Annotated in this window: 16 protein-coding genes and 1 pseudogene; 8 read left to right on the top strand and 9 right to left on the bottom strand. The window is 69.7% G+C overall.

Features of this window, described 5'->3' with window-relative positions; all coding sequences use genetic code 11:
• Window positions 1–183: 183 nt before the first annotated feature.
• Together RWE79_RS31940 and RWE79_RS31945 are read left to right on the top strand one after the other, a co-directional pair.
• Entirely contained in the window at window positions 184–1,173 is a 990-nt protein-coding gene (locus tag RWE79_RS31940; RefSeq protein WP_475943554.1) for a hypothetical protein, read from the top strand.
• A complete protein-coding gene (locus RWE79_RS31945) occupies window positions 1,158–1,673 on the top strand; it encodes a hypothetical protein (RefSeq protein WP_475943555.1) in 516 nt (171 codons plus the stop codon). Before RWE79_RS31940 ends, RWE79_RS31945 begins: the two co-directional genes overlap by 16 nt.
• Before the next feature lie 16 nt (window positions 1,674–1,689).
• On the opposite strand, the gene RWE79_RS31950 is transcribed toward RWE79_RS31945, so the two are convergent.
• Both RWE79_RS31950 and RWE79_RS31955 read right to left on the bottom strand, forming a co-directional pair.
• Window positions 1,690–2,085, bottom strand: a complete 396-nt coding sequence (locus RWE79_RS31950; protein ID WP_475943556.1) for an inorganic pyrophosphatase — start codon at window positions 2,083–2,085, stop codon at window positions 1,690–1,692.
• 28 nt (window positions 2,086–2,113) lie between these two features.
• Window positions 2,114–2,365 carry an acyl carrier protein gene (locus tag RWE79_RS31955; protein ID WP_475946221.1) on the bottom strand — a complete coding sequence of 84 codons (252 nt, stop codon included), beginning with the start codon at window positions 2,363–2,365 and terminating at the stop codon, window positions 2,114–2,116.
• Between the two features lie 177 nt (window positions 2,366–2,542).
• On the opposite strand from RWE79_RS31955, the gene RWE79_RS31960 reads away from it, so the two are divergent.
• The 3 genes from RWE79_RS31960 to RWE79_RS31970 are packed head-to-tail and all read left to right on the top strand — an operon-like array spanning window position 2,543 to window position 5,394.
• Window positions 2,543–3,835, top strand: coding sequence for a condensation domain-containing protein (locus tag RWE79_RS31960; RefSeq protein WP_475943557.1), 1,293 nt, complete (start codon window positions 2,543–2,545; stop codon window positions 3,833–3,835).
• Window positions 3,832–4,728, top strand: coding sequence for an HAD family hydrolase (locus tag RWE79_RS31965; protein WP_475943558.1), 897 nt, complete (start codon window positions 3,832–3,834; stop codon window positions 4,726–4,728). Before RWE79_RS31960 ends, RWE79_RS31965 begins: the two co-directional genes overlap by 4 nt.
• A 9-nt stretch (window positions 4,729–4,737) precedes the next feature.
• Window positions 4,738–5,394, top strand: a complete 657-nt coding sequence (locus tag RWE79_RS31970; protein ID WP_475943559.1) for an HD domain-containing protein — start codon at window positions 4,738–4,740, stop codon at window positions 5,392–5,394.
• On the opposite strand, the gene RWE79_RS31975 is transcribed toward RWE79_RS31970, so the two are convergent.
• Window positions 5,349–6,320 carry a DUF8094 domain-containing protein gene (locus RWE79_RS31975; protein WP_475946223.1) on the bottom strand — a complete coding sequence of 324 codons (972 nt, stop codon included), beginning with the start codon at window positions 6,318–6,320 and terminating at the stop codon, window positions 5,349–5,351. The genes RWE79_RS31970 and RWE79_RS31975 overlap by 46 nt on opposite strands.
• A gap of 194 nt (window positions 6,321–6,514) precedes the next feature.
• Window positions 6,515–7,348 carry an IclR family transcriptional regulator gene (locus RWE79_RS31980; RefSeq protein ID WP_475946226.1) on the bottom strand — a complete coding sequence of 278 codons (834 nt, stop codon included), beginning with the start codon at window positions 7,346–7,348 and terminating at the stop codon, window positions 6,515–6,517.
• Between the two features lie 76 nt (window positions 7,349–7,424).
• On the opposite strand from RWE79_RS31980, the gene RWE79_RS31985 reads away from it, so the two are divergent.
• On the top strand, window positions 7,425–8,381 hold the full coding sequence (locus RWE79_RS31985) for an amidohydrolase family protein (protein WP_475943560.1): 957 nt from the start codon (window positions 7,425–7,427) through the stop codon (window positions 8,379–8,381).
• Between the two features lie 662 nt (window positions 8,382–9,043).
• On the opposite strand, the gene RWE79_RS31990 is transcribed toward RWE79_RS31985, so the two are convergent.
• The gene (locus tag RWE79_RS31990) at window positions 9,044–9,517 is read right to left on the bottom strand and encodes a DUF3237 domain-containing protein (protein WP_475943561.1); all 474 of its coding nucleotides are present in this window, start codon (window positions 9,515–9,517) and stop codon (window positions 9,044–9,046) included.
• Between the two features lie 372 nt (window positions 9,518–9,889).
• Window positions 9,890–10,464: pseudogene (locus tag RWE79_RS31995) on the bottom strand (transposase family protein).
• A 700-nt stretch (window positions 10,465–11,164) separates the two neighbouring features.
• Between RWE79_RS31995 and ltrA the strand changes: the two are divergent.
• Both ltrA and RWE79_RS32005 read left to right on the top strand, forming a co-directional pair.
• A complete protein-coding gene (gene ltrA, locus RWE79_RS32000; RefSeq protein WP_475941772.1) occupies window positions 11,165–12,409 on the top strand; it encodes a group II intron reverse transcriptase/maturase in 1,245 nt (414 codons plus the stop codon).
• Between the two features lie 590 nt (window positions 12,410–12,999).
• Complete coding sequence (locus tag RWE79_RS32005; RefSeq protein ID WP_475943562.1) at window positions 13,000–13,701, top strand: response regulator; 702 nt, start codon at window positions 13,000–13,002, stop codon at window positions 13,699–13,701.
• A gap of 15 nt (window positions 13,702–13,716) precedes the next feature.
• Here RWE79_RS32005 and RWE79_RS32010 read toward each other — a convergent pair whose 3' ends face one another.
• From RWE79_RS32010 to RWE79_RS32020, 3 genes are all read right to left on the bottom strand, one after another.
• Window positions 13,717–15,237 (bottom strand): aKG-HExxH-type peptide beta-hydroxylase, encoded by a 1,521-nt coding sequence (locus tag RWE79_RS32010; RefSeq protein ID WP_475943563.1) that lies wholly within the window; start codon window positions 15,235–15,237, stop codon window positions 13,717–13,719.
• A 142-nt stretch (window positions 15,238–15,379) separates the two neighbouring features.
• Window positions 15,380–15,514, bottom strand: coding sequence for a hypothetical protein (locus tag RWE79_RS32015; RefSeq protein ID WP_475943564.1), 135 nt, complete (start codon window positions 15,512–15,514; stop codon window positions 15,380–15,382).
• A gap of 202 nt (window positions 15,515–15,716) precedes the next feature.
• The gene (locus RWE79_RS32020; protein ID WP_475943565.1) at window positions 15,717–18,008 is read right to left on the bottom strand and encodes a DEAD/DEAH box helicase; all 2,292 of its coding nucleotides are present in this window, start codon (window positions 18,006–18,008) and stop codon (window positions 15,717–15,719) included.
• Between the last annotated feature and the right edge of the window lie 83 nt (window positions 18,009–18,091).

Below are 18,091 nucleotides of genomic sequence, written 5' to 3' on the forward strand. Positions count from 1 at the left end.
TTTTATGTCAAGGAGGTTGACTGCTTGTCATGCATATTTGACAAGCTATGTCGACGTGACTAGGTTCAGACCGCCGAGGGAGGAAGGAAGTCCCATGCCTGACATTCACGCCTGTCCCGGGCTCCGGCTCGCACGTACCGCTGTACGCGGCGCGGCGGTCGCGGTCACGACGGGCCGCCCGTCATGACCGCGACCGCCTCGCGCCGCCGCGTCCCGGCCGAACAGGCGCTGGCCGTGGTCGGACTGACCGTCCGGCAGGTCCTCGACGGCACCGGCGGCGCGCTGCGGGACGGCGAAGCGTACCTCGTGGGATCGCTCGCCTCGGGCCTGGGCAACGCCCACAGCGACGTCGACCTGCACCTGCTGGTGGCCGGCCTCGAACGACCGGTCGGCCCGACGCTGCACTTCGCCGCGGGTATCACCGTCGACGTCGAGGAGTACCCCGCGGCCTGGCCGGCGCGGGTACTGGAGGACGCGGCAGCCAGGCCCACTGCCCGGCTGCCCTTCGGCGGCGTGGCCCTGGGGGCCGCGGTGGACGGCCGTCAGCGCCGCTGGACCGCCCGGTGGGTGCACGCCACGCCACTCTTCCCGGACACCGCGCCGGTCTTCACCGACGAGCAGGTGGAGCTGCTGCTCCCGCTGCTCCTGCGGGAGGCGTTCGACCAACTGGTCCTCGCCCAGGCGGTCGCCCACCTCGCGGACGCCGCCGAGGGCGGTCCGTTCGGCCAGGACGCCCGCGGCTATCTCTGGAAGCGCGCCGGGCGCGCCCTGACGGAAGTGCGGTGCCGGGCCGCCGGGGACGTCACCACCGGGGAGAAGTGGCTGGCCGACCGGGCCGCCAGGCTCGGGCTGGACATCTGCGCGGCTCACGATCGCGACGGGCACCTCGCCCAGGCGCGCCGGGAGCTCGGCATGACACCGCCGGATGCCCGGCGGCTGGTCCTGGTGCGCCCCGCCGAGGACGCCCGCCGTGCCCGGCTGGCCGGCAGGGACGTACTGGTCAACCGCCACGACCAGCTGCTGGAGGAGTGGGTGGACTGCCGCGGGCCGCTCCTCGACGCCCTGGGGCGGTACCCCGCCGCCCGGCTGCTGGAAGCCGTCCGGCGCGGCGAGCTGGAACTCTCCGTCGATCCCGATGCCCTTGAGGTGGCCCTGCGATGCCCGGCCGTATGACCCACCCCGCCGATGACGGGACCGACGTCCAGTGGGTGATCACCCACGGTGCCAACATGTCCTGGCGGTACGCCCGTTCGGTGCAACCCGCCCTCGCCGACATGGAAGCCGCTCTCGAAACGGAAGCCTGGGGCCTGTGCGTCGGCGCCTGCGCCATGGCGCTGCTGGCCATGGCCTTCTGCCGCGCGGTGGGAGCGGGCCTCAGCGGCGTCCCGAGCCCCGTGGAACTGCACCTGCGGATGGCTGTCGATCCCGGTCCGGACGCCGTCGCCCTGCGTGCCCTGCCCTCGCCCAGCGACGCCGACGGGCCCACCGCGCACGAGGCGGCGGCCGTCGTACGGGAACTCGACGCCGAACTCCGCCGAGTGCTGCCGTTCGAGATGCCGGTGATACGCAAGGCCGGGGGGCGCGCCCCGTCGATCCGCATCACCGGCGAAATCGCCCGCTGGAGGGCGGAGCGCAACCTCGGCCCGGTCGACTGGAACAGGTCGGCACTCTAGCGGGCGGTGAGCGGGCCTACGCGCCGGGACGACCCTGTTCCCGGCGCGGCACCAGCAGGCCGCCGATCTCCAGCACGTCGTTGAGCAGGTGCCGGATCTGCTCGATCTCGTCGGTGGTGCAGTCCGTCAGTACCTTCACCTCGACGTCCCGCTTCTCGGGGTCCGCGGTGACGAACACCCCGACCACGCCCAGCCCTTCGGCGCTTCCGTGGAAGACGTCCACCCCCTCGCCGTCGCCGGAGGCGGTGCCGTCGAGGTAGCCGTAGTCCACCGGGTAGACGGCCTGCGGCACTCGCGGGTGGCGGGTACCGCGGGGACGGTCGACCACGAACGTCGAGGTGGCCGACAGGGTGTCGAGGTTCTGGAAGAAGCGACCTTTCGACATGGCGGCCTTGTCTGCCACATCTGCCATATCTGCCGTATCGGCCATATCGTTCATATCAGCCATGATCGCTCACCTTGGAGTGCACCAGGTCCACGATTCCGGCGATCGTCTCGAAGTTCTCGAAGGAGAGTTCGGCGTCCTCGAAGGTGATGCCGAAGCCGTCCTCCAGGGACAAGGTCAGCTCCACGCTGCCGAGGGAGTCCAGTCCGTGCCGGGCGAGTGAATCGGTCTCGGTGAAGCCGGCGGGCGCCCCGGTGATCTTTTCGACGTACTCCCGGACCATGGCTGATATGTCGTCCCTGCTCATCTTCACGCTGCCGTCACCTGTTGACATCAAAATGGACTGGGGAAGCCGACCGTAGCATTCACGAAGTTGCTCCGCCAGTAAAGTGACTGGATAATGACAGACTTGACCGCTTGTAATAGGGTGCCTGACGTATCAGTGCGTACGGGCCGCTCGACAGTCTCCTGGGAAAGGGCTTCCATGGGCGACGCCGATCTTGGATCACCGGCTCCCCTGTCATTCGGTCAGGACGCCTACGACCTCGCCGACCCCGGTGTCGAGCCACACTCCCTCCAGGCGGCCTTCCGTATCAACGGACCACTGGACGTCCGGGTCCTGGAATCCGCGCTGCGTACCGTGGTCGAGCACAACGACTGCCTGCGCGTCCGTATCCACCACACCTCCACCGGATCGCCGGTCCAGACCCTGCACACCCCGCCCACCGGCCCGCTCATGACACGGCAACTCGTCAGGGCTCGCTCCGAGGAGCAGTTCGCCACCTACGCGACCAAGCTCAGATCGGCCGCGCGGACCACACCCTGGAACCTCGCCGACGAGCCCTGCTTCCGCTTCCGGCTGCTCCGCCACACCGCCGGACACCACGCTCTGCTTGCCGACTTCCCACGGATCGGGATCGACGGCACCGGACGCGCGATCTTCGTCCGGCGGCTCTGGGAGGCCTACGGGCACCTGCTGTCGGGCCGCACGGTTCCCCGGCAGCGGCCCGCCGGTGACCTGCTCGCCACGATCCGCCGGCAGCGCGAGCGTTTCCGGCAGCGGTCGGCGACGGCCAACCACGACTACTGGAAGCGGAAGTTCGCGGAGCTGGCGCAGGCACGTGCCGGCGCCCCGACCGCCCCGGCCGATCCTGCCGAGCCCGTACAGCCGTGCCTGACCCGGTTCGTCCATCTGGAGGGCGACCGGCTGGCGTCGGTCCGCCGGGAGTGCGAGTCCGGCGGTGTCTCGCTGTTCCAGTGGGTCCTGTCCCACTTCGTCGTCACGGTCTTCCGGAGCCGGCCGCAACCCCTGCTGGAACTGCACTGCATGATGGACACGCGCGACCCGGGCGACCAGGACCTGATGGGGAGATTCGCCCGCTCGCTGCCCCTGCTGCTGCCCCGTACCACCGACAGTGACCAGGCACTGCGAGACGTCAGGACGGAACTGCTGCACACGATGCGACACCGGCACATCGGCTCGGCCGACCTCCGCCGGGCGCTTGCCTCCACCCCCCGGCTCATGTCGCGTGGCGCCGTCACCGCCCGCTTCCTGGACCACGGAACCGGACCGGATGCGACCGCGTCCGGCGGCATCGAGGTGGCGGCCAACGCCTTCCGGCCTGCGGCGATGTCCAGCCGTGGGGTCGAACTCGCCGTCCACGACTACCGGAACACCGTCATCCTCGCCGTCGACCTCGACAGCCGTGACTTCCGTGCCCCGGACGCCGACGCCTTCACCGGGGCACTGGCCCGGCAGATGGCCGTCGTACGGTGAGCGCGTCGGCCTCCACCCGTCCGCCGGGTCCGCGCCACGCGGCCTTCGACCTCGACGGCACCCTGCTGGACGACTGCGGCGGCTACGCCCCGTCCCTGCCGGACGGGCTGCGAGCGCTCCGGTCGGCCGGCGTCTCACCGCTCCTGATCACCGGCAGGCCGGTGGCCGGCTTCCGCCGCTTCGACCCGGACGGCGTGCTGACCGGTGCCCTGGAACACTTTCTGCTCAGCGACGGCAACGTCCTGCTCGACCGGGTCACCGGTGAGGTCACGGCCCTGCGCCGGCTCCCCGCGGAGCTCCCCGACCGGCTGGTGGACAGCGGTGTCCGCCACTTCGTCGTGGAACTCGCCGCGGAGCCGGTGGCGTCCTCACGGCAGGCCGCGCTGCAGTACGCCCGAACGCACGGTATGCCGCGCTCCGAGGTGACCGTGGCCACCGATGTCCGGGCTCTGCCCGGCCCGCTCGTCGCGGTAACGGTCTTCCCGCCGCACCCCGGGCTGTCCCCGGCCGTCGACGGGCTTCCCCACGACCTGGACACCGTCCGGGCCTTCGACGCCTGCGTGATCCGCCCCCGTGGTACCTGCAAGGCCACCGGCCTGGCACGGTTCCTCGCGCGGTACCGGGACGAGCCCGATCTGAGCCGGGTGGTCGCGTTCGGCAACGGCTACAACGACGCCTGCCTCCTTGCCTCCGCCGCCTGCGGTGTCGCGGTGCGCGGTGCCGACGACGTGGCGGTCCGCAACTGCGACCGTCACCTGACGGAACCTCTGGGGGACTTCCTGTCCCGGCCCGGCACGCCGTCGGCCCTGCGCGACATCCTCACGCCCGGCTCGTCCACGCCCGCCCTCTGCACCGGCGCTCACCGGCGCCCCCGCGTCCGACCGCCTCGGTAACCTGGCGCCGTGACAACCGCTGATCTCCTGCTGCGGGCCCTCCACGACACCGCGGACCCGCCTCTGCGCCCGCTGCCGGACCGGGTGGGCCGGCTCCTGCGGAACCTCGACGCGCCACCGCGCCTCGCGGCCCATCTGCGAGCCGTCCACGATGTCGCACACCAGCTCGTCGACTGGACGGCGCGGCGGCACCCCGCTCTGCGCTTCGATCGCGACGCCGTGCTCTTCGGGGCGGCCACGCACGACATGGGCAAGACGGTGCACGTCGCCGAACTGTCCGGGCCCGGCTCCGCGCACGAAGAGGCCGGCCGCCAACTGCTGCTGGCCCAGGGCTTCGGCCCGGAGCTGGCCCGCTTCGCGGGGACCCACGCGGCGTGGACCGGACCGGACATCGGGATCGAGGACCTGCTGGTGAGCGTGGCGGACAAGATCTGGAAGAACAAACGGGTCCCGGAACTGGAAGATCTCGTGGTCACGCGGCTGGCCGAGGCCGGCGGCCGGACGGCCTGGGAGGAGTTCCTGACGTTCGACGACCTGCTCGGGTCCATCGGTGACGGTGCCGACCGGCGGCTGGCCTTCCAGGCGTCCCATCCGGTCCGTCGGGGCGGTGGGCAGGCCGGTCAGTTCGCGGGGACACCCGTGGCGGACAACGGCTGCGGGGCGTAGCAGTCACAGGCCAGCACGGTGGCCGCGGCGGATGCCTTGGCCGGCACCTCGATGAGTGCCGTCATGCTGAGCTTCTCGTCGACCTTGTGCCGGCGGGCGTGACCACCGCCGAGCAGGACGTCCGCGCTGCTGCCGGGGTCGTAGCGGACCCAGCTCGTGGCGCTGGTGCCCAGGGTGTGGAACCCGACGTCGAAGGTGCAGGCGACCAGCGAACTCCCCGATCCGAGCGCGAAGACCGGCAGTTCGGTGCCCGTCACGCTGTAGTCGAAGCTGCGGCTGAGCTGTTCGCCGGCCCATCCGTTGTAGTACTTGACCACTCCGCTGGTGAAACCGCCCTCGGCGAAGCGCGCGTCGTCGGTCTTGCCGTGCGGCGCGGTGAAGCTCAAGTAGTCGGCGAAGCCGCCGCAGTACGTCCGCGCACGTGCCGCCGCCGGTGAGGTGGAGGCCGCGCCGGAGGAGCCCGTACGGATCGAGGGGAGCACCTTCGGCCGGACGGAGACCGTGCTCCCGCCCCCGCCCGCCGAGCGGCTGGAAGTGGGCCCGGGACTCGCGGACTTGTCCACCGGGTCGGTGACCGCCCAGGTCGCGGCGGTGGCCTTCCACGCGCCGGCCGCCCTGTTCCGGACGAAGTAGTGGAGTGTGGAGGAACGATCGCTCTCGCGCCCCTTCGACTTGCTGAGGACGGCGAAGAATCGCGGATACGTCGTCTGCTTCTCCAGCCCGGGGATCAGGAAGGCCGGCCTGACGTAGGTGACCGGGGTGTCCTTGGTTCCGGCCAGCCGGTGCATCCGATATCCGGCCCGGGACTGCTTGAGCAGGGTCCCGGTCTCCACCTTGCTGATCCTGCTCCCGTCCAGAGCGGCATCCGCGGCGGCGTTCTCCCGGACGTAGTGTGCGAAGACCTTTTTCGCCTGTGCCTGGGTGATGGCCCGGGTAGCGGGCTAAAGTTGCAGGTCGCGGGGCTGGCGTGGGCCGTGGGTGGGGCACTCGGGCCGATCGAGGCCGTGATCGCTAGCAGGTGATCATCGGTCAGCGGTCGACCCCGGCACGCCGGCGGCCGAAACGGCAATGCCTGCCGTAAAGGTGCGGCATGCCACGCTGCTGCGTCCGCCTGCGGCCTTTACAGCTGTGTGTCCGCACCTTCGAGCGGGATCGCCCGAGGGCCGTCATGCAGGAGCCGGCGGGAAATCGCACGGGCCGTCGCCCGCACGGCCGGGCCGTAGCCCGCATCCGCGAAACGGGTGCTGGGCGCCACGACCGACAACGCCGCCACCACCTTGTCGCCGTCCCGCACCGGCGCGGCCACGGTACTCAGCCGCCACGGATGACTCTGGCGACCGAAGGCGTAGTCACCGCGCCGTACCTCCGCGAGCACACGGCGCAGGTCGGCCGGCGTACGGATGTCGTCATCGCCGTGCCTGGGCTCATAGGCGGCCATGGCGTGGTCCTGTACGGCCGGCGGCGCGAAGGCGAGCAGCACCACTCCGACGCCGGTGGACGTCAGCGGCAGGCGGCCCCCCACGCGGAAGCGCACGGGACTGGCATCGAGTGCCGAAAGCCGCTCGACGAGCAGCGCCTCCCCCTGGTCGCGCACAGCAAGCAGCACGTGCTGACGGGTGACATGGAAGAGATCTTCCATGAATGGCATGGCCACGGACCGCAGCCCGTGTCCACGCGGTGCCAGGGAAGCGGTCTCCAGCAAACGCAGCCCCACGACGTAGCGGCCGTCGTCGAGCCGTTCCAGTGCACCCACATGGACGAGCGAGCGGGCGAGCCGCAGTGCACTGGTGCGGGGAATGCCGCTCCGCTGTGCGAGTTCGGCGAGGGGCAGTGCACGATGGTCGCTGTCGAACGCGCTGAGGAGGGCGAATGCCCGGTCGATGACCGGTTGCCCCGCAGCGGGCCTGCCTCCGCGTCTGCGTCGGGTGTCGCCGTGACTCGGTGTTTCATTCATCGGAATCACTCATGCCAGCCTACGACCGCTTTCCTACGGTGACACACATACCGAACCGCGAACCCGGGAGATCCGCATGACCTTGGCCGGACTCATCGACGTCCACGCCCACTTCGTCACCGACAGCTACGTCGCCGCGGCCCGATCCGCCGGTATCGAACACCCGGACGGGATGCCTGGCTGGCCCACGTGGAGTGTCGAACAGCATCTCGGCATGATGGAGCGCTCGGGGATCGAGAAGTCCTACCTGTCGGTGTCCTCCCCGGGCGTGCACTTCGGGGACGACAGCGCGGCCCGCGCCCTCGCCCGTGAGGTCAACGTCTTCGCCGCCGGGGTGCGCACTGCGCATCCGCGGCGGTTCGGTCACTTCGCTTCCCTGCCTCTGCCCGACGTCGAGGGCTCGCTCACCGAGGCCGCCCATGCACTCGACGTACTCGGTGCCAACGGAGTGGCGGTAAAGACCAATCACCACGGCCTCTACCTCGGCAACCCCGAGTTCGAGCCGCTGTGGGAGGACCTCGACCGCCGCGGCGCCGTCGTCTTCGTCCATCCCACGTCACCGCCCCACGCCGACGACGTCTCCCTGGGCCGACCGCGGCCGATGCTGGAGTTTCTCTTCGACGTCGCCCGCACCGCGAGCGACCTGCTCTTCCGCGGCGTCCTGACCCGGAATCCGCGGATCCGCTGGATCCTGACCCACGGCGGCGGGGCGCTCCCGCTGCTCGCCGACCGCATGGAACTGTTCCGCGCGCTGGGCGGCGGGCCCGTGGACGAACCGAGCGCCGTGGAACAACTCGGCCGCCTCTGGTACGACATGGCCGGGACGCCCTTCCCCCGCCAGATCCCGGCCCTCGCCGCAGCGTTCGGCGTCGAACGCCTCCTGTACGGCAGTGACTACTGCTGGACACCGGACGAGGCAGTGCTCGCTCAGGTCGAGGCCGTCGGTTCCGCGGCGCAGCCGTCCGCCACTGACACCTGGCGGGACCTCACCACCCGCAACGCGCGCCAACTGTTCGCCGGGGACGCACGATGACCGCCCGTCAGCCGAAGGAACGGACGCGGATACGGCGGCAGGTGGGGGCGTCTTGGGGCGTGGTCATCGGGCGGCTTTCTGGTCGATGCGGGTGCGGATGAAGCCGGCCGATCTTGGTGCCCAGCAAGCCGCGGCAAGACCTCGTTGAGCTCGTCACCAGCGTGGGACACGCCTTCATCTGGCCAGAAGGCAGGGAATACAGCAGCACTGACCCGAAGCTGCTGCCCTGATGGCGGCAGCGGTTGGTCGTGTCAAGAGCGGTAGCCGAACCTGACATCAACGTCTGACACCAACAGACCCGGACAGCGGCGATTGGCTGCGGCTCCAGGCGAACGGTGAGCAGAGGACTCCGGCGGGTTGGCGCAGCCTCCGGACACCCCATGATCGACCTGATAAGGATGAAGCCAGACCTCAAAATAGCCCCATTGGCCCTGAGAGCTGAGATCACGACAATGGCCCACGCAGGCGGATCACCTTGCAGCTCACCCCTTCTGATCGTCTCCCATGACGCCAGGGAGCAGCGCCTGCCCTCCCGAAGGTCGATTTCCGTTCAGCCTCGCCTCGTAGCGGATCGCGAGCTCGTGAAAGCGCGAGGTTAATGCCGCGCGACCGTGTGCCGAGCCTTCGTCCGCCGGTTCCCTCCTCTGCGAAGGACATGACGTTCACAGGATCTGAGAGATCTTGTAGGCAAGGCCGCCTTCGACCGGGTATCCCGACCCGACGCAGACCGTGCCGTTGAGCCATGCGTAGGTCTCGGCCCCTGTCTCGAAGAGCGGGGTGGTCCGGAAGTAGTAGCGGGTGGGGTCGGGGTCGGCCATGGCGTCGGGCGCGGGCGGGTTGACCCAGCGGCCCCCGTAGGTCATGTACAGGAGGGCACCGTCGTGAGTGCGCAGGGTCAGGCGTATGTCCAGACATATCATTCCATCGGGGCCGATCAACGCCCAGTCTCCGCCGCCGGGGAGGACGTCGCCGTGCAGTCTGGGGCCGTGGAACGTGCCGCCTGCGGCACCGAAGAGAACCCGACGGCCGAACGGGCCGCTACCGAAGGGCAGGGGCGGGTCCAAGTCGACGACCATGTCGAACAGGTGTGCTGTGCGGATGTCGCCGATGTCCTTCACACGCGGGTCTGCTGTCACGTGGCGTCACCTCCTGTGCGCGCGGGGAGGGTGCGTCGGGCCTCGTCCGTCGAGACGCCCGACTGGGCACACGGCGTGGCCAAGCCGAAGAAGAACCGTTCGCCCGCGATGAGCACGTTTTTGAAGGTTAACTGTATGAATGGCGCTTCGGCCGGGGAGCCGGGTCGGATCCGGCGGGCTTGGTGCTGGTCATGAGGGGGTGGTTCTCCTGTCGTGCCCTCTCAGGCTAACCCGCCGAAGCGGGGCGTCGCACCCAAGGCTGACAGAGAGGGACCTGGTGTTCTGCGATGAGGGTTACACCTTCGACGTTCGTCTGCGGGCGGGGACGACCGAGGCCGAATTGACGGACCTGGTGAATGCTGCGGGTTGATCTCAGCCCGTGACAGCGAGCCGGAGGACCAGGACGGCTTGGACGAGGCTCGTGATCCGGGTGGTCGAGCAGCGGAGTTTGCGGAGGAGGCGCCAGGACTTGAGGGTGGCGATGGCCTGCTCGACAAGTGCACGGATCTTTGCGTGGGACCGGTTGACGGCCTGCTGGCCGGTGGAGAGGCTGTCCCATCGGCCGCGGTAAGGGAGACGGACCGTGCCGCCTGCACCCTGGTAGCCCTTGTCTGCCCAGCAGGTGATGCCGGCCTCGGCGAGTGGATCACGTACGCCTTCGTCGACGCCGCTCGTACGGCTTCGGTGAGGGTGGGGGCGAGGGCGGCCAGGAGGTTGACGGCCTCGGTGATGTATCGGTAGTCGGTGGTGGTGCCGATCCCGAATCCGGCCGCGAGTTGGGCGTAGGGCTGGCCGTTGCGCAGGTATGCGAGGGTGAGCAGGGCCTGTCGTCCTGCGTTCAGGCGCCGCCATCGGGTTCCGGGAGCGCGGCGGTGTTCCCTCAGGCGGGCGGCGAGGAAGCGCAGGGCAGAGCTGGATACGTCGACGCCGGACGGGTAGACAAGCATGCGAAGCCTCTGGTGGAGACGGTTCTCTTGGTCGAAAACCCATCTACCAGGGGCTTCATCTGTCTGTCATCCCAACTGCGCAGCTGGCATGCGAGGTTGGAAAGAGCTGTGTGCCACGAACAAGAGGAGGGGCTCAATGTAGGAGAGCCGCTGCGATTGATGCTGTGCAGGAGATGAAGGATTTGGCCCTTCGGAGCCGCCCTGCGGGGGGAGGCTCCAAACCGCCACATGCTGCGGAAGCGGTGACGCGACCGTGGTGAGCGATGTGGAAAAGGCACTCTTTGAAGTGTCAGGTGGGGATCAGGAAGACGAGCGCGAGCGAATCACTGATGACGTGTCGTTATCCAACTCAAGTGGCATCAAAACCGGGGCGATGGCTTTTGCTCCGGGAAGAGTCTGGCGGGTTCCCGTTTATTGGCCAGGCGGTGTCCGGCATGGAGGTGACGTGAGCCTGATCTGCTGCTCTTGTACGGAACGTGGGAAGACATGCCTCGACACTGCAGCCCGGTGCGGGCGCGAGAGGGAGCACTCCAAGCGGTGACCACCGTGAGGATCCGAGTACCGTCGCGGGGCATGTCGGCGGACCGGCCCGTAGTAGTGCTGAAGCCCCTGTAATGGGGGTGGAGCGAAGGGGCCGGGTCACTCGTGACTGTGGGAGTTTGACCAACCGGAGGTTCTCCGGGAGGAGTCGAGGGACCAGTTGAAGTCGTCGGAGAAGTCGTTTGATATTTCGAAGTGGGAAGTCTGGGAGGCGTTCCAGGAGGTAAAGAGGAATCAGGGCGCGCCGGGAGTGGATGGGCAGTCCATTGCTGACTTTGAATCAGATCTTCGGGGCAACCTGTACAAGATCTGGAATCGGATGTCGTCAGGGGCTTACTTTCCCCCTCCGGTGCGAGCGGTGGAGATCCCGAAGCAGCATGATCGCGGCACAAGAATGCTAGGTATTCCCACTGTCGCCGATCGCGTTGCTCAGACCGTGGTGGCCAGGCACCTCGGAGTCCGGGTGGAGCCTGCGTTCCACGAGGATTCCTATGGATACCGGCCACGTCGGTCGGCCCTGGATGCGGTGGAACGCTGCCGGGAACGGTGCTGGAGGAAAGACTGGGTGATCGATCTCGACATTCAGAAATTCTTCGACAGCGTCCGGTGGGACCTCATCGTCAAGGCCGTGGAGGCTCACACCGATGCCGTCTGGGTGATTTTGTATGTCAAGCGATGGCTCCAGGCGCCGCTTCAACTGCCCGACGGCACCTTGCAGAAGCGGAACCGGGGGACCCCGCAGGGGTCTGCCGTTTCGCCCGTGCTGGCGAACCTGTTCATGCACTACGCATTCGACCTGTGGCTGGCCCGGGCCTTCCGGGATGTCCAGTTCGAACGGTATGCCGACGACGCGGTCGTGCACTGCGTCAGCGAGCGCCAGGCCCAACAGGTCCTGACGGCGCTCGGGAACAGGATGGAAGAGGTCGGGCTGCGGCTGCACCCCGACAAAACCAAGATCGTGTACTGCAAGGACGGAAACCGGCGCGGTGCCTACGAGCACACGTCGTTCACCTTCCTCGGGTTCACGTTCCAGGCCCGCAGGGCGCGGAACAGGAGAGGGAAGAACTTCACCAACTTCCTGCCCGCGATCAGCAAGGAGGCCCTGAAGAAGATCAGTGGGGAGGTCCGCTCCTGGCGGATCCACCTGCGGATCGGCCTCACCTTCGCCGAACTGGCCCGCAAGATCAACCCGATCGTCCGCGGGTGGATGCAGTACTACGGAGCGTTCTACCGCTCGGAACTGCTACCCCTCCTACGGCGCATCAGCGCCTACCTGATGCGCTGGATCCGCAAGAAGTACAAGCGATTTCGGTCGTTCAAAGCAGCCCACAAGTGCTGGCAACGCATCACCAGCCGGCACCCCAGGCTCTTCGCCCACTGGGCTTGGACACCGTGTTTCTGGTGATCAGAGTGATAAGAGCGGAGTGACGGGAGACTGTCACGCTCCGTTCTGTGGGAGCCCGGGGGTGAGATCCCCCCGGGCGACCCGACCAGTGAAATCACCAGCGTTGACACCACGGTTGCGGCTGTTGCAGCGGCCTTGTCCACACGACGCACAGCGCGCGGCACGATGACCCAGCCTCTCCCCGTTTTGCGTGATCACGACAGGGATAGCCGGTGGGTGCCGCACCGTACGGGCAACGCGCCCCCGCTGTCGCGGACCGGCCGTCCCCGGGTCCACCGCCGGCCACCCCGGCCGGCCGCGATCCGGCGGCCGGCGGCCGGGGGCCAGTACAAACAACCGTAAGCAGGTCAGGCGGGAGAAATGCGGAAATCGCCGATCGGGAGCCACCTTGAGCCTTGTTGCCACCCGCGCCGGCCGTCGCATCGAGGCGGGAACCGGCAGGCGCGGTAGGCTGCGACGAGAGCTTTTGACCGGTCAATGGGGGCGGCCAACGGGAGTTTTATGCTTTCGCGCGGTCAATTGAGAGACGGCGTGGGGAATGGGGCCCCGTCACGCCTCACCCCGGCCCGGTGGTGAGGATGGATTCAAAAATGGCCGATGCGGTCCGAGGTGTCGGTACGCGTGTTGTGGTGATCGAGAGCATCCCCCTGGTCCTGGGGGGATTACGTGCCGCGCTGGAGGGCGACGGCATCGCCGTCGCCACCGGGACCCCGGACCCGCGCGCGGGGGTGCGGGCGGTCCGGCAGCATAAGCCCGATGTGGTCTTCGTCGACCTCGACCTGCCCGGTCGCGAGGGAATCAGGCTGCTCCAGCGGTTGCGTCGGGAGTGCCCGGCGACGAGGACGATCGCCGCCGTGTCCCCGCAGCACGACGATGAGGGGCTCCTGCTGGCCACGCTGATGGCGGGAGCGACCGGCTACCTGCTCAAGGACACGGAGACCGCGGACCTGCTGCGCATCGTGCGGGCCGTGCAACGCGGCTGCGTCACCCTCGGCCCCCGGGTGGGCGACGAATTCTCCGCCCTGCTGGTACGCCTGGCGGGAACCGGCGAGACAATTCAGTTTCCGGCGCTCACCCATCGGGAACGGGAGGTGCTGCAATTGGTCTCGCTCGGCTACGGAAACCGCCGAATAGCGGCGGAGCTGTTCATATCGGAGAAGACCGTACGCAACTACGTCTCGTCCATCCTGCCGAAGATTCGTGTTTCCAGCCGTTCGGAAGCCATCATTTCCGTGCGGCTGGCGGGTCTTGAAGCGGCCCGGTCCGGCGCCGGACCGGGGACCGCCACGTAGGACGGGCTGGGAGTGTCACTCGTCGTGGGTCACGAGGCCGGCGGCCACCAGCCGGCGCACACTGTCGCTCACCTGCCGGCCGACGTCGTCCGAGCCGGCCGGGAGCCCGGCCGCCCGGGCGTACGCCGTGTGCAGCGCGTCGAGGCCGCGTCCGTCGCACAGTGAATAGATCGTCCACGAGCGCGAGTTGAGCCAGTGCATCCTGGCCGAACCGGCATTGCTGACGACGAGTTGCCCCAGGCCGGGCAGGGCGCACGCGTCCACAGGCGTGACCCTCTGGAGCACGCCCCCGGGCCGGACCACCGCCGTCGGCGGCCCCGCCGCCGCCCGGCGGGGCGTTGCCGCGGCCCGGTCGCGGGGCGCCGGCGCGTCCCCGTCCACCAGGCGCAGCGCGGTGAGGAGCCAGCGCGCGAACCGGTGCCCGTTCTCGGTCAACGCCTCGTCGGGGAGGGACAGAACGCATTCGGCGAGATGGCGGGCCCGTTCCGCACTGGACCGGTACGTTCCGTGCCGGGCGGCGGGGGTGCCGGGACTGGGCTCGTCGATGACCTCCGCGGACGGCGGCGGACCGAATCTCTCCCGTACCGCCGCGCCCGCTGCCTCCGCCGCGGCCCGGAAGACCAGCAGGTGTACGTAGAAGTGGAGGGCGACGAACACCCGGATGACCGTCCAGGAGCCGATACGCCACGGGATCGCGACCCGCTCGGTGGCGTTCATGACCACGGCACCGGTCCGCAGCGCGTCGAAGAGCTTGAGATGGGCGCCCTCGTGCAGCAGGCTCTCGGCCGCGAGCCACGGGTTCGTACAGCGCTCGGGCGCCATCAGCACCGTCGAGGGGAGCGGATCACCGCCGGACATGGACTGGAGGGGGCCCTCCTGGCTCTCCCGGTGGGTGAATCCGACCATGGCGATATGGCCGAGTACGCTCGCTCCCGCCGCGGGCATCAGCGACGCGAGGAGTTCCGCGCCCTCCCGCAGGGTGGCGCGGACGTCGTCCGTCGGATTGACCGGACCTTCGGCCCGGTCGTCGTCGAGCGCACCGCGATACAGCTCCATGAGGCGCTCGCCCAGCATCCGGTCCACTCCGCCGCGCGGTTTCAGCTCGGTGAGGATCCACGCGTCCCCCAGAACGGGCCAGGCCCGCCGGTGGGGACGGGTCAGGCTTTCGCACGGTCCCGGGGAGGAAGCGTCGGTGGCCGTCCGGCCGGCCAGGTACTCGCCGAATGTGCTCCGTTCGAGCGTGCCGCTCTCCAGCCGCGCGATGTCGTCCTCGAAGCAGTAGCGCAACACCGGGTCGAACAGCAACGGACGCAGGCGTTCCTCCGTCGCCGCGGCCACCGTCCGCAGCGCCTGCGCGCTTGCGCCGTCCCGCCGCGCCAGCATGGTCAACCCCAGCCGGAACCGGGCGTAGTTGCGTTGGCCGATGGCGGCGGAGTCGCCGAACTGCCGGTCGGCGCAGAGCAAGGAGTCGGCCCGCGCCGCCACGTCGGAGGCGGAGGAGCCGGCGGAGGAGCCGGCGGAGGAGAGGTCGGACAACAACGACGAACCGTCCTTCGGTGTCAGGAAGCGAGTGCGGGCCCGGAGCACTGGACCTTGCCGCGGATCCGGCACCCGGCCGGGCCACGCCGTCGCTCGCTTGTCGCGTGTGCGGCGGCGCGACCCTGGGCGGCGCCGCGCGTCAGGCGGTCAGGGCAGCCTGGTAGGAGGGAAGCCAGGCCCGCTCCGCCGGCGAGTCGGTGGCGACTTCCGGGGCCTCCTCGTCCAGGTACGTCTGCGAGGCCAGATCGGGTACGTCGATGTGGTCGACCAGCATTTCTCATCCCTCTCGGTCGGTGGACGGAGCCGGTGGGGATCCGCCACCGCGGACGCCGGCTCCCTGCCCGGTTCGTCTGGTACGGAGCAGCATTCTCCGGCAGTCCGCGTCCCACGAAGACGGGGCCGCTGTCCCGGTTCTTGTCCCGTGCCCGCCCCGGGGCCGGCCCCCGGCGGCGGCGGAGGCGATGGGGAACCGGCGTTCAGCGCCGCCCGGGTTCCGGGCCTGGTTCCTTGCCGAGGTCGACGCCGGGCGCTGCCGGGGTCGGGGTGAGGGCGAGGCGCTGCTGCTCCTCCTCGACGATCAGGCGGGCGAGGGACTGCTCGGAGATGTCCACGGCGTCGGGGGTGGACTCGGCGAGGTCGCTGCGGCGGGCGTAGGCGTCGAAGAGCCTCTGCTTGGTGCCGAGGATGTCGAGCATGCGCTGGTCGATGCTGTCGGGGGTCAGGAGGCGGTGGACCTGGACGCGGCGGATCTGGCCCATGCGGTGGGCGCGGGCGACGGCCTGGGCTTCCAGGGTCGGCTTGACCTGGGGTTCGCACAGGATGACGACGGAGGCGGCCTGCATGTTGAGGCCGGTGCCGCCGGCCTGGATCTGGCTGAGCAGTACGGCGTGGCCGGGGGCCGCGGTGAAGGCGTCGACGAGTTCCTGGCGCCGGGTGGCGGTCACGTCGCCGGCGATGGGGCCGAAGAGCGGATGCGCGCCGAGGGCTTCGTGGGCGGCGGTCAGCACGTCGCGGAAGTAGGAGAAGACGACGACCTTGAGGCCGTTCTCGGCGGCCTCGGCGGCGAGTTCGAGCAGCCGACGCAGTTTGGCGGACCCGGCGGGGTCGGCGTAGGCGGCGCGGCGCATGGCCATGAAGTTCCCGGCGGCGACCGCTTCGCGGTAGGCGGCGAGGTCGGCGGGGCTGAACTCCTCCCACTCGTCGGTCCGGAGGAGCTCGGGCAGTTCGGTGAGGACGTCCTGCTGGTTGCGGCGCAGGTATGCGGGGGCGACGGCCTTGCGGAAGGCGTGGGAGCCGGCGGCGGCGTCGCTGTCGCGGATGTGGGGGAGGAGGTCGGGCTGGAGGTGGTGCACGAGGTTGCGGAACTCCTCGACGCGGTTCTCCATGGGGGTGCCGGTGAGGAACAGCACGTGGCCGGTGCGCGCGGTCCAGCGGGCGATGGCCCGGGACCGCCGGGTGGCGGGATTCTTGACGTAGTGGGCCTCGTCGACGACGAGCATGCCGATCGCGAGGTCGTCGGGGACGGCGGGGCTGCCGAGGGCGTTCAGTACGTCGAAGGTGGTGACGGCGGTGCCGCCGTGGTGGATCCACTCCGCGAGGGCGGCGTCACGGTCCGGACCGTGCACCCGGTAGGCGTCCAGGGTGCTGCGGGACTCGATCTCGCGGATCCAGTTGATCAGGACGCCGGCCGGGCAGACCACCAGGAAGTGGGTCGCCCCCTCGGCCTTGAGGTGAGCGAGGGCGGCGATGGCCTGGATGGTCTTGCCCAGCCCCATCTCGTCGCCCAGGACCACCCTGCGCTGGGCCAGGGCGAACCGGGCGCCGAAGGCCTGGTAGCCGCGCAGCGACACCCGGCGGTGGGTGTCGTCCAGCCGCTGGGCCCGTACGCGGTCGGAAACCCCGCTGGGCAGAAAGCCCTCGGCCGCCTCGACGTCCGGGGTGAGCCCCGCGACCTCGGAGAGCAGGACGGTGTACTCGGCCGGGCGGACCTGGAAGTCCAGCCACGCCTCGTCCGCCGGGTCGGAGGGCCGGAGCAGATCGGTGGCCGCCTGGGCGAGCAGCAGGGGGACAGCGTGTGTGTCGGCGTCGGCGAGCAGGGCGTCGATCTGCTGGACGGCGTCGAGTGCCTGCTGTCGGCGCTCCCTTCCGGTGAACAGCATGCGCAGCCGGCCTCGGGCGGGGCGGGCGGCCGCGAGCAGCGGGGCCAGCCCGGAGTCGACGCGTCCTGCGGCGTCGACGGCCCGGGGGATGTCGGGACCGGCGTTCACCAGCCGGTTCAGCGCCGTGACCAGGGCCGTGGTGCCGGGGTCGCCGGTCGCGTCGGGATCGATCCGGACGGCGACGTGCTCCGCCACGGCGTCCGCGATCTGCCGCGCGGCGGCGACCGCCTGGCCGGCGCTGCGGGCACCGATGCCCGGGATCTGCTGGAGCGCGTACGGCCTGGCGTCCAGGACCTGGCGGACCGTCGTGTACCCGGCCTGTTCGAGGTTGCCCAGGCGCAGCCTGCCCTCGGTGACGTCCTTGAGGCGGGACACCGGGATGCCGTCGAGTTCCCGGCGGACCAGGGCGTCCGACAGGGGCGACAGGGCTGCCCGGATCCCGGAGAGCACCGCGGCGTGGTCGGCGGCGACCGTACGCGCCGCCGCCAGGAGAGCGTCTGCCTGGGCGAGGACCGCTCGCGCGCTCCCGCCGGAAGGCACCGGCCTGCGTTCCAACCCCACCCCGCCCGTCGCACCCACTGTGCCGTGCACCCACCGTGCTGTGCACATCTGCTCCGGGCACATGATTCCACCGGCGTGCGGCTCCCCCCGCGGCTTTTCTCGCGGCTTTTCTCCGCGGGGGGACCCACCGA

The sequence above is a fragment of the Streptomyces sp. RLA131 genome (genome assembly GCF_056270125.1).

Coding starts and splice junctions, on each gene's coding strand:
- RWE79_RS32020 (WP_475943565.1), bottom strand. CDS start 18,008: ATGTGCACAGCACGGTGGGTGCACGGCACAGTGGGTGCGACGGGCGGG.
- RWE79_RS31985 (WP_475943560.1), top strand. CDS start 7,425: ATGACCTTGGCCGGACTCATCGACGTCCACGCCCACTTCGTCACCGAC.
- RWE79_RS31940 (WP_475943554.1), top strand. CDS start 184: ATGACCGCGACCGCCTCGCGCCGCCGCGTCCCGGCCGAACAGGCGCTG.
- RWE79_RS31950 (WP_475943556.1), bottom strand. CDS start 2,085: ATGGCAGATGTGGCAGACAAGGCCGCCATGTCGAAAGGTCGCTTCTTC.
- RWE79_RS31955 (WP_475946221.1), bottom strand. CDS start 2,365: ATGAGCAGGGACGACATATCAGCCATGGTCCGGGAGTACGTCGAAAAG.
- RWE79_RS32015 (WP_475943564.1), bottom strand. CDS start 15,514: ATGCTGGTCGACCACATCGACGTACCCGATCTGGCCTCGCAGACGTAC.
- RWE79_RS31960 (WP_475943557.1), top strand. CDS start 2,543: ATGGGCGACGCCGATCTTGGATCACCGGCTCCCCTGTCATTCGGTCAG.
- RWE79_RS31980 (WP_475946226.1), bottom strand. CDS start 7,348: ATGAATGAAACACCGAGTCACGGCGACACCCGACGCAGACGCGGAGGC.
- RWE79_RS31945 (WP_475943555.1), top strand. CDS start 1,158: ATGCCCGGCCGTATGACCCACCCCGCCGATGACGGGACCGACGTCCAG.
- RWE79_RS32005 (WP_475943562.1), top strand. CDS start 13,000: ATGGCCGATGCGGTCCGAGGTGTCGGTACGCGTGTTGTGGTGATCGAG.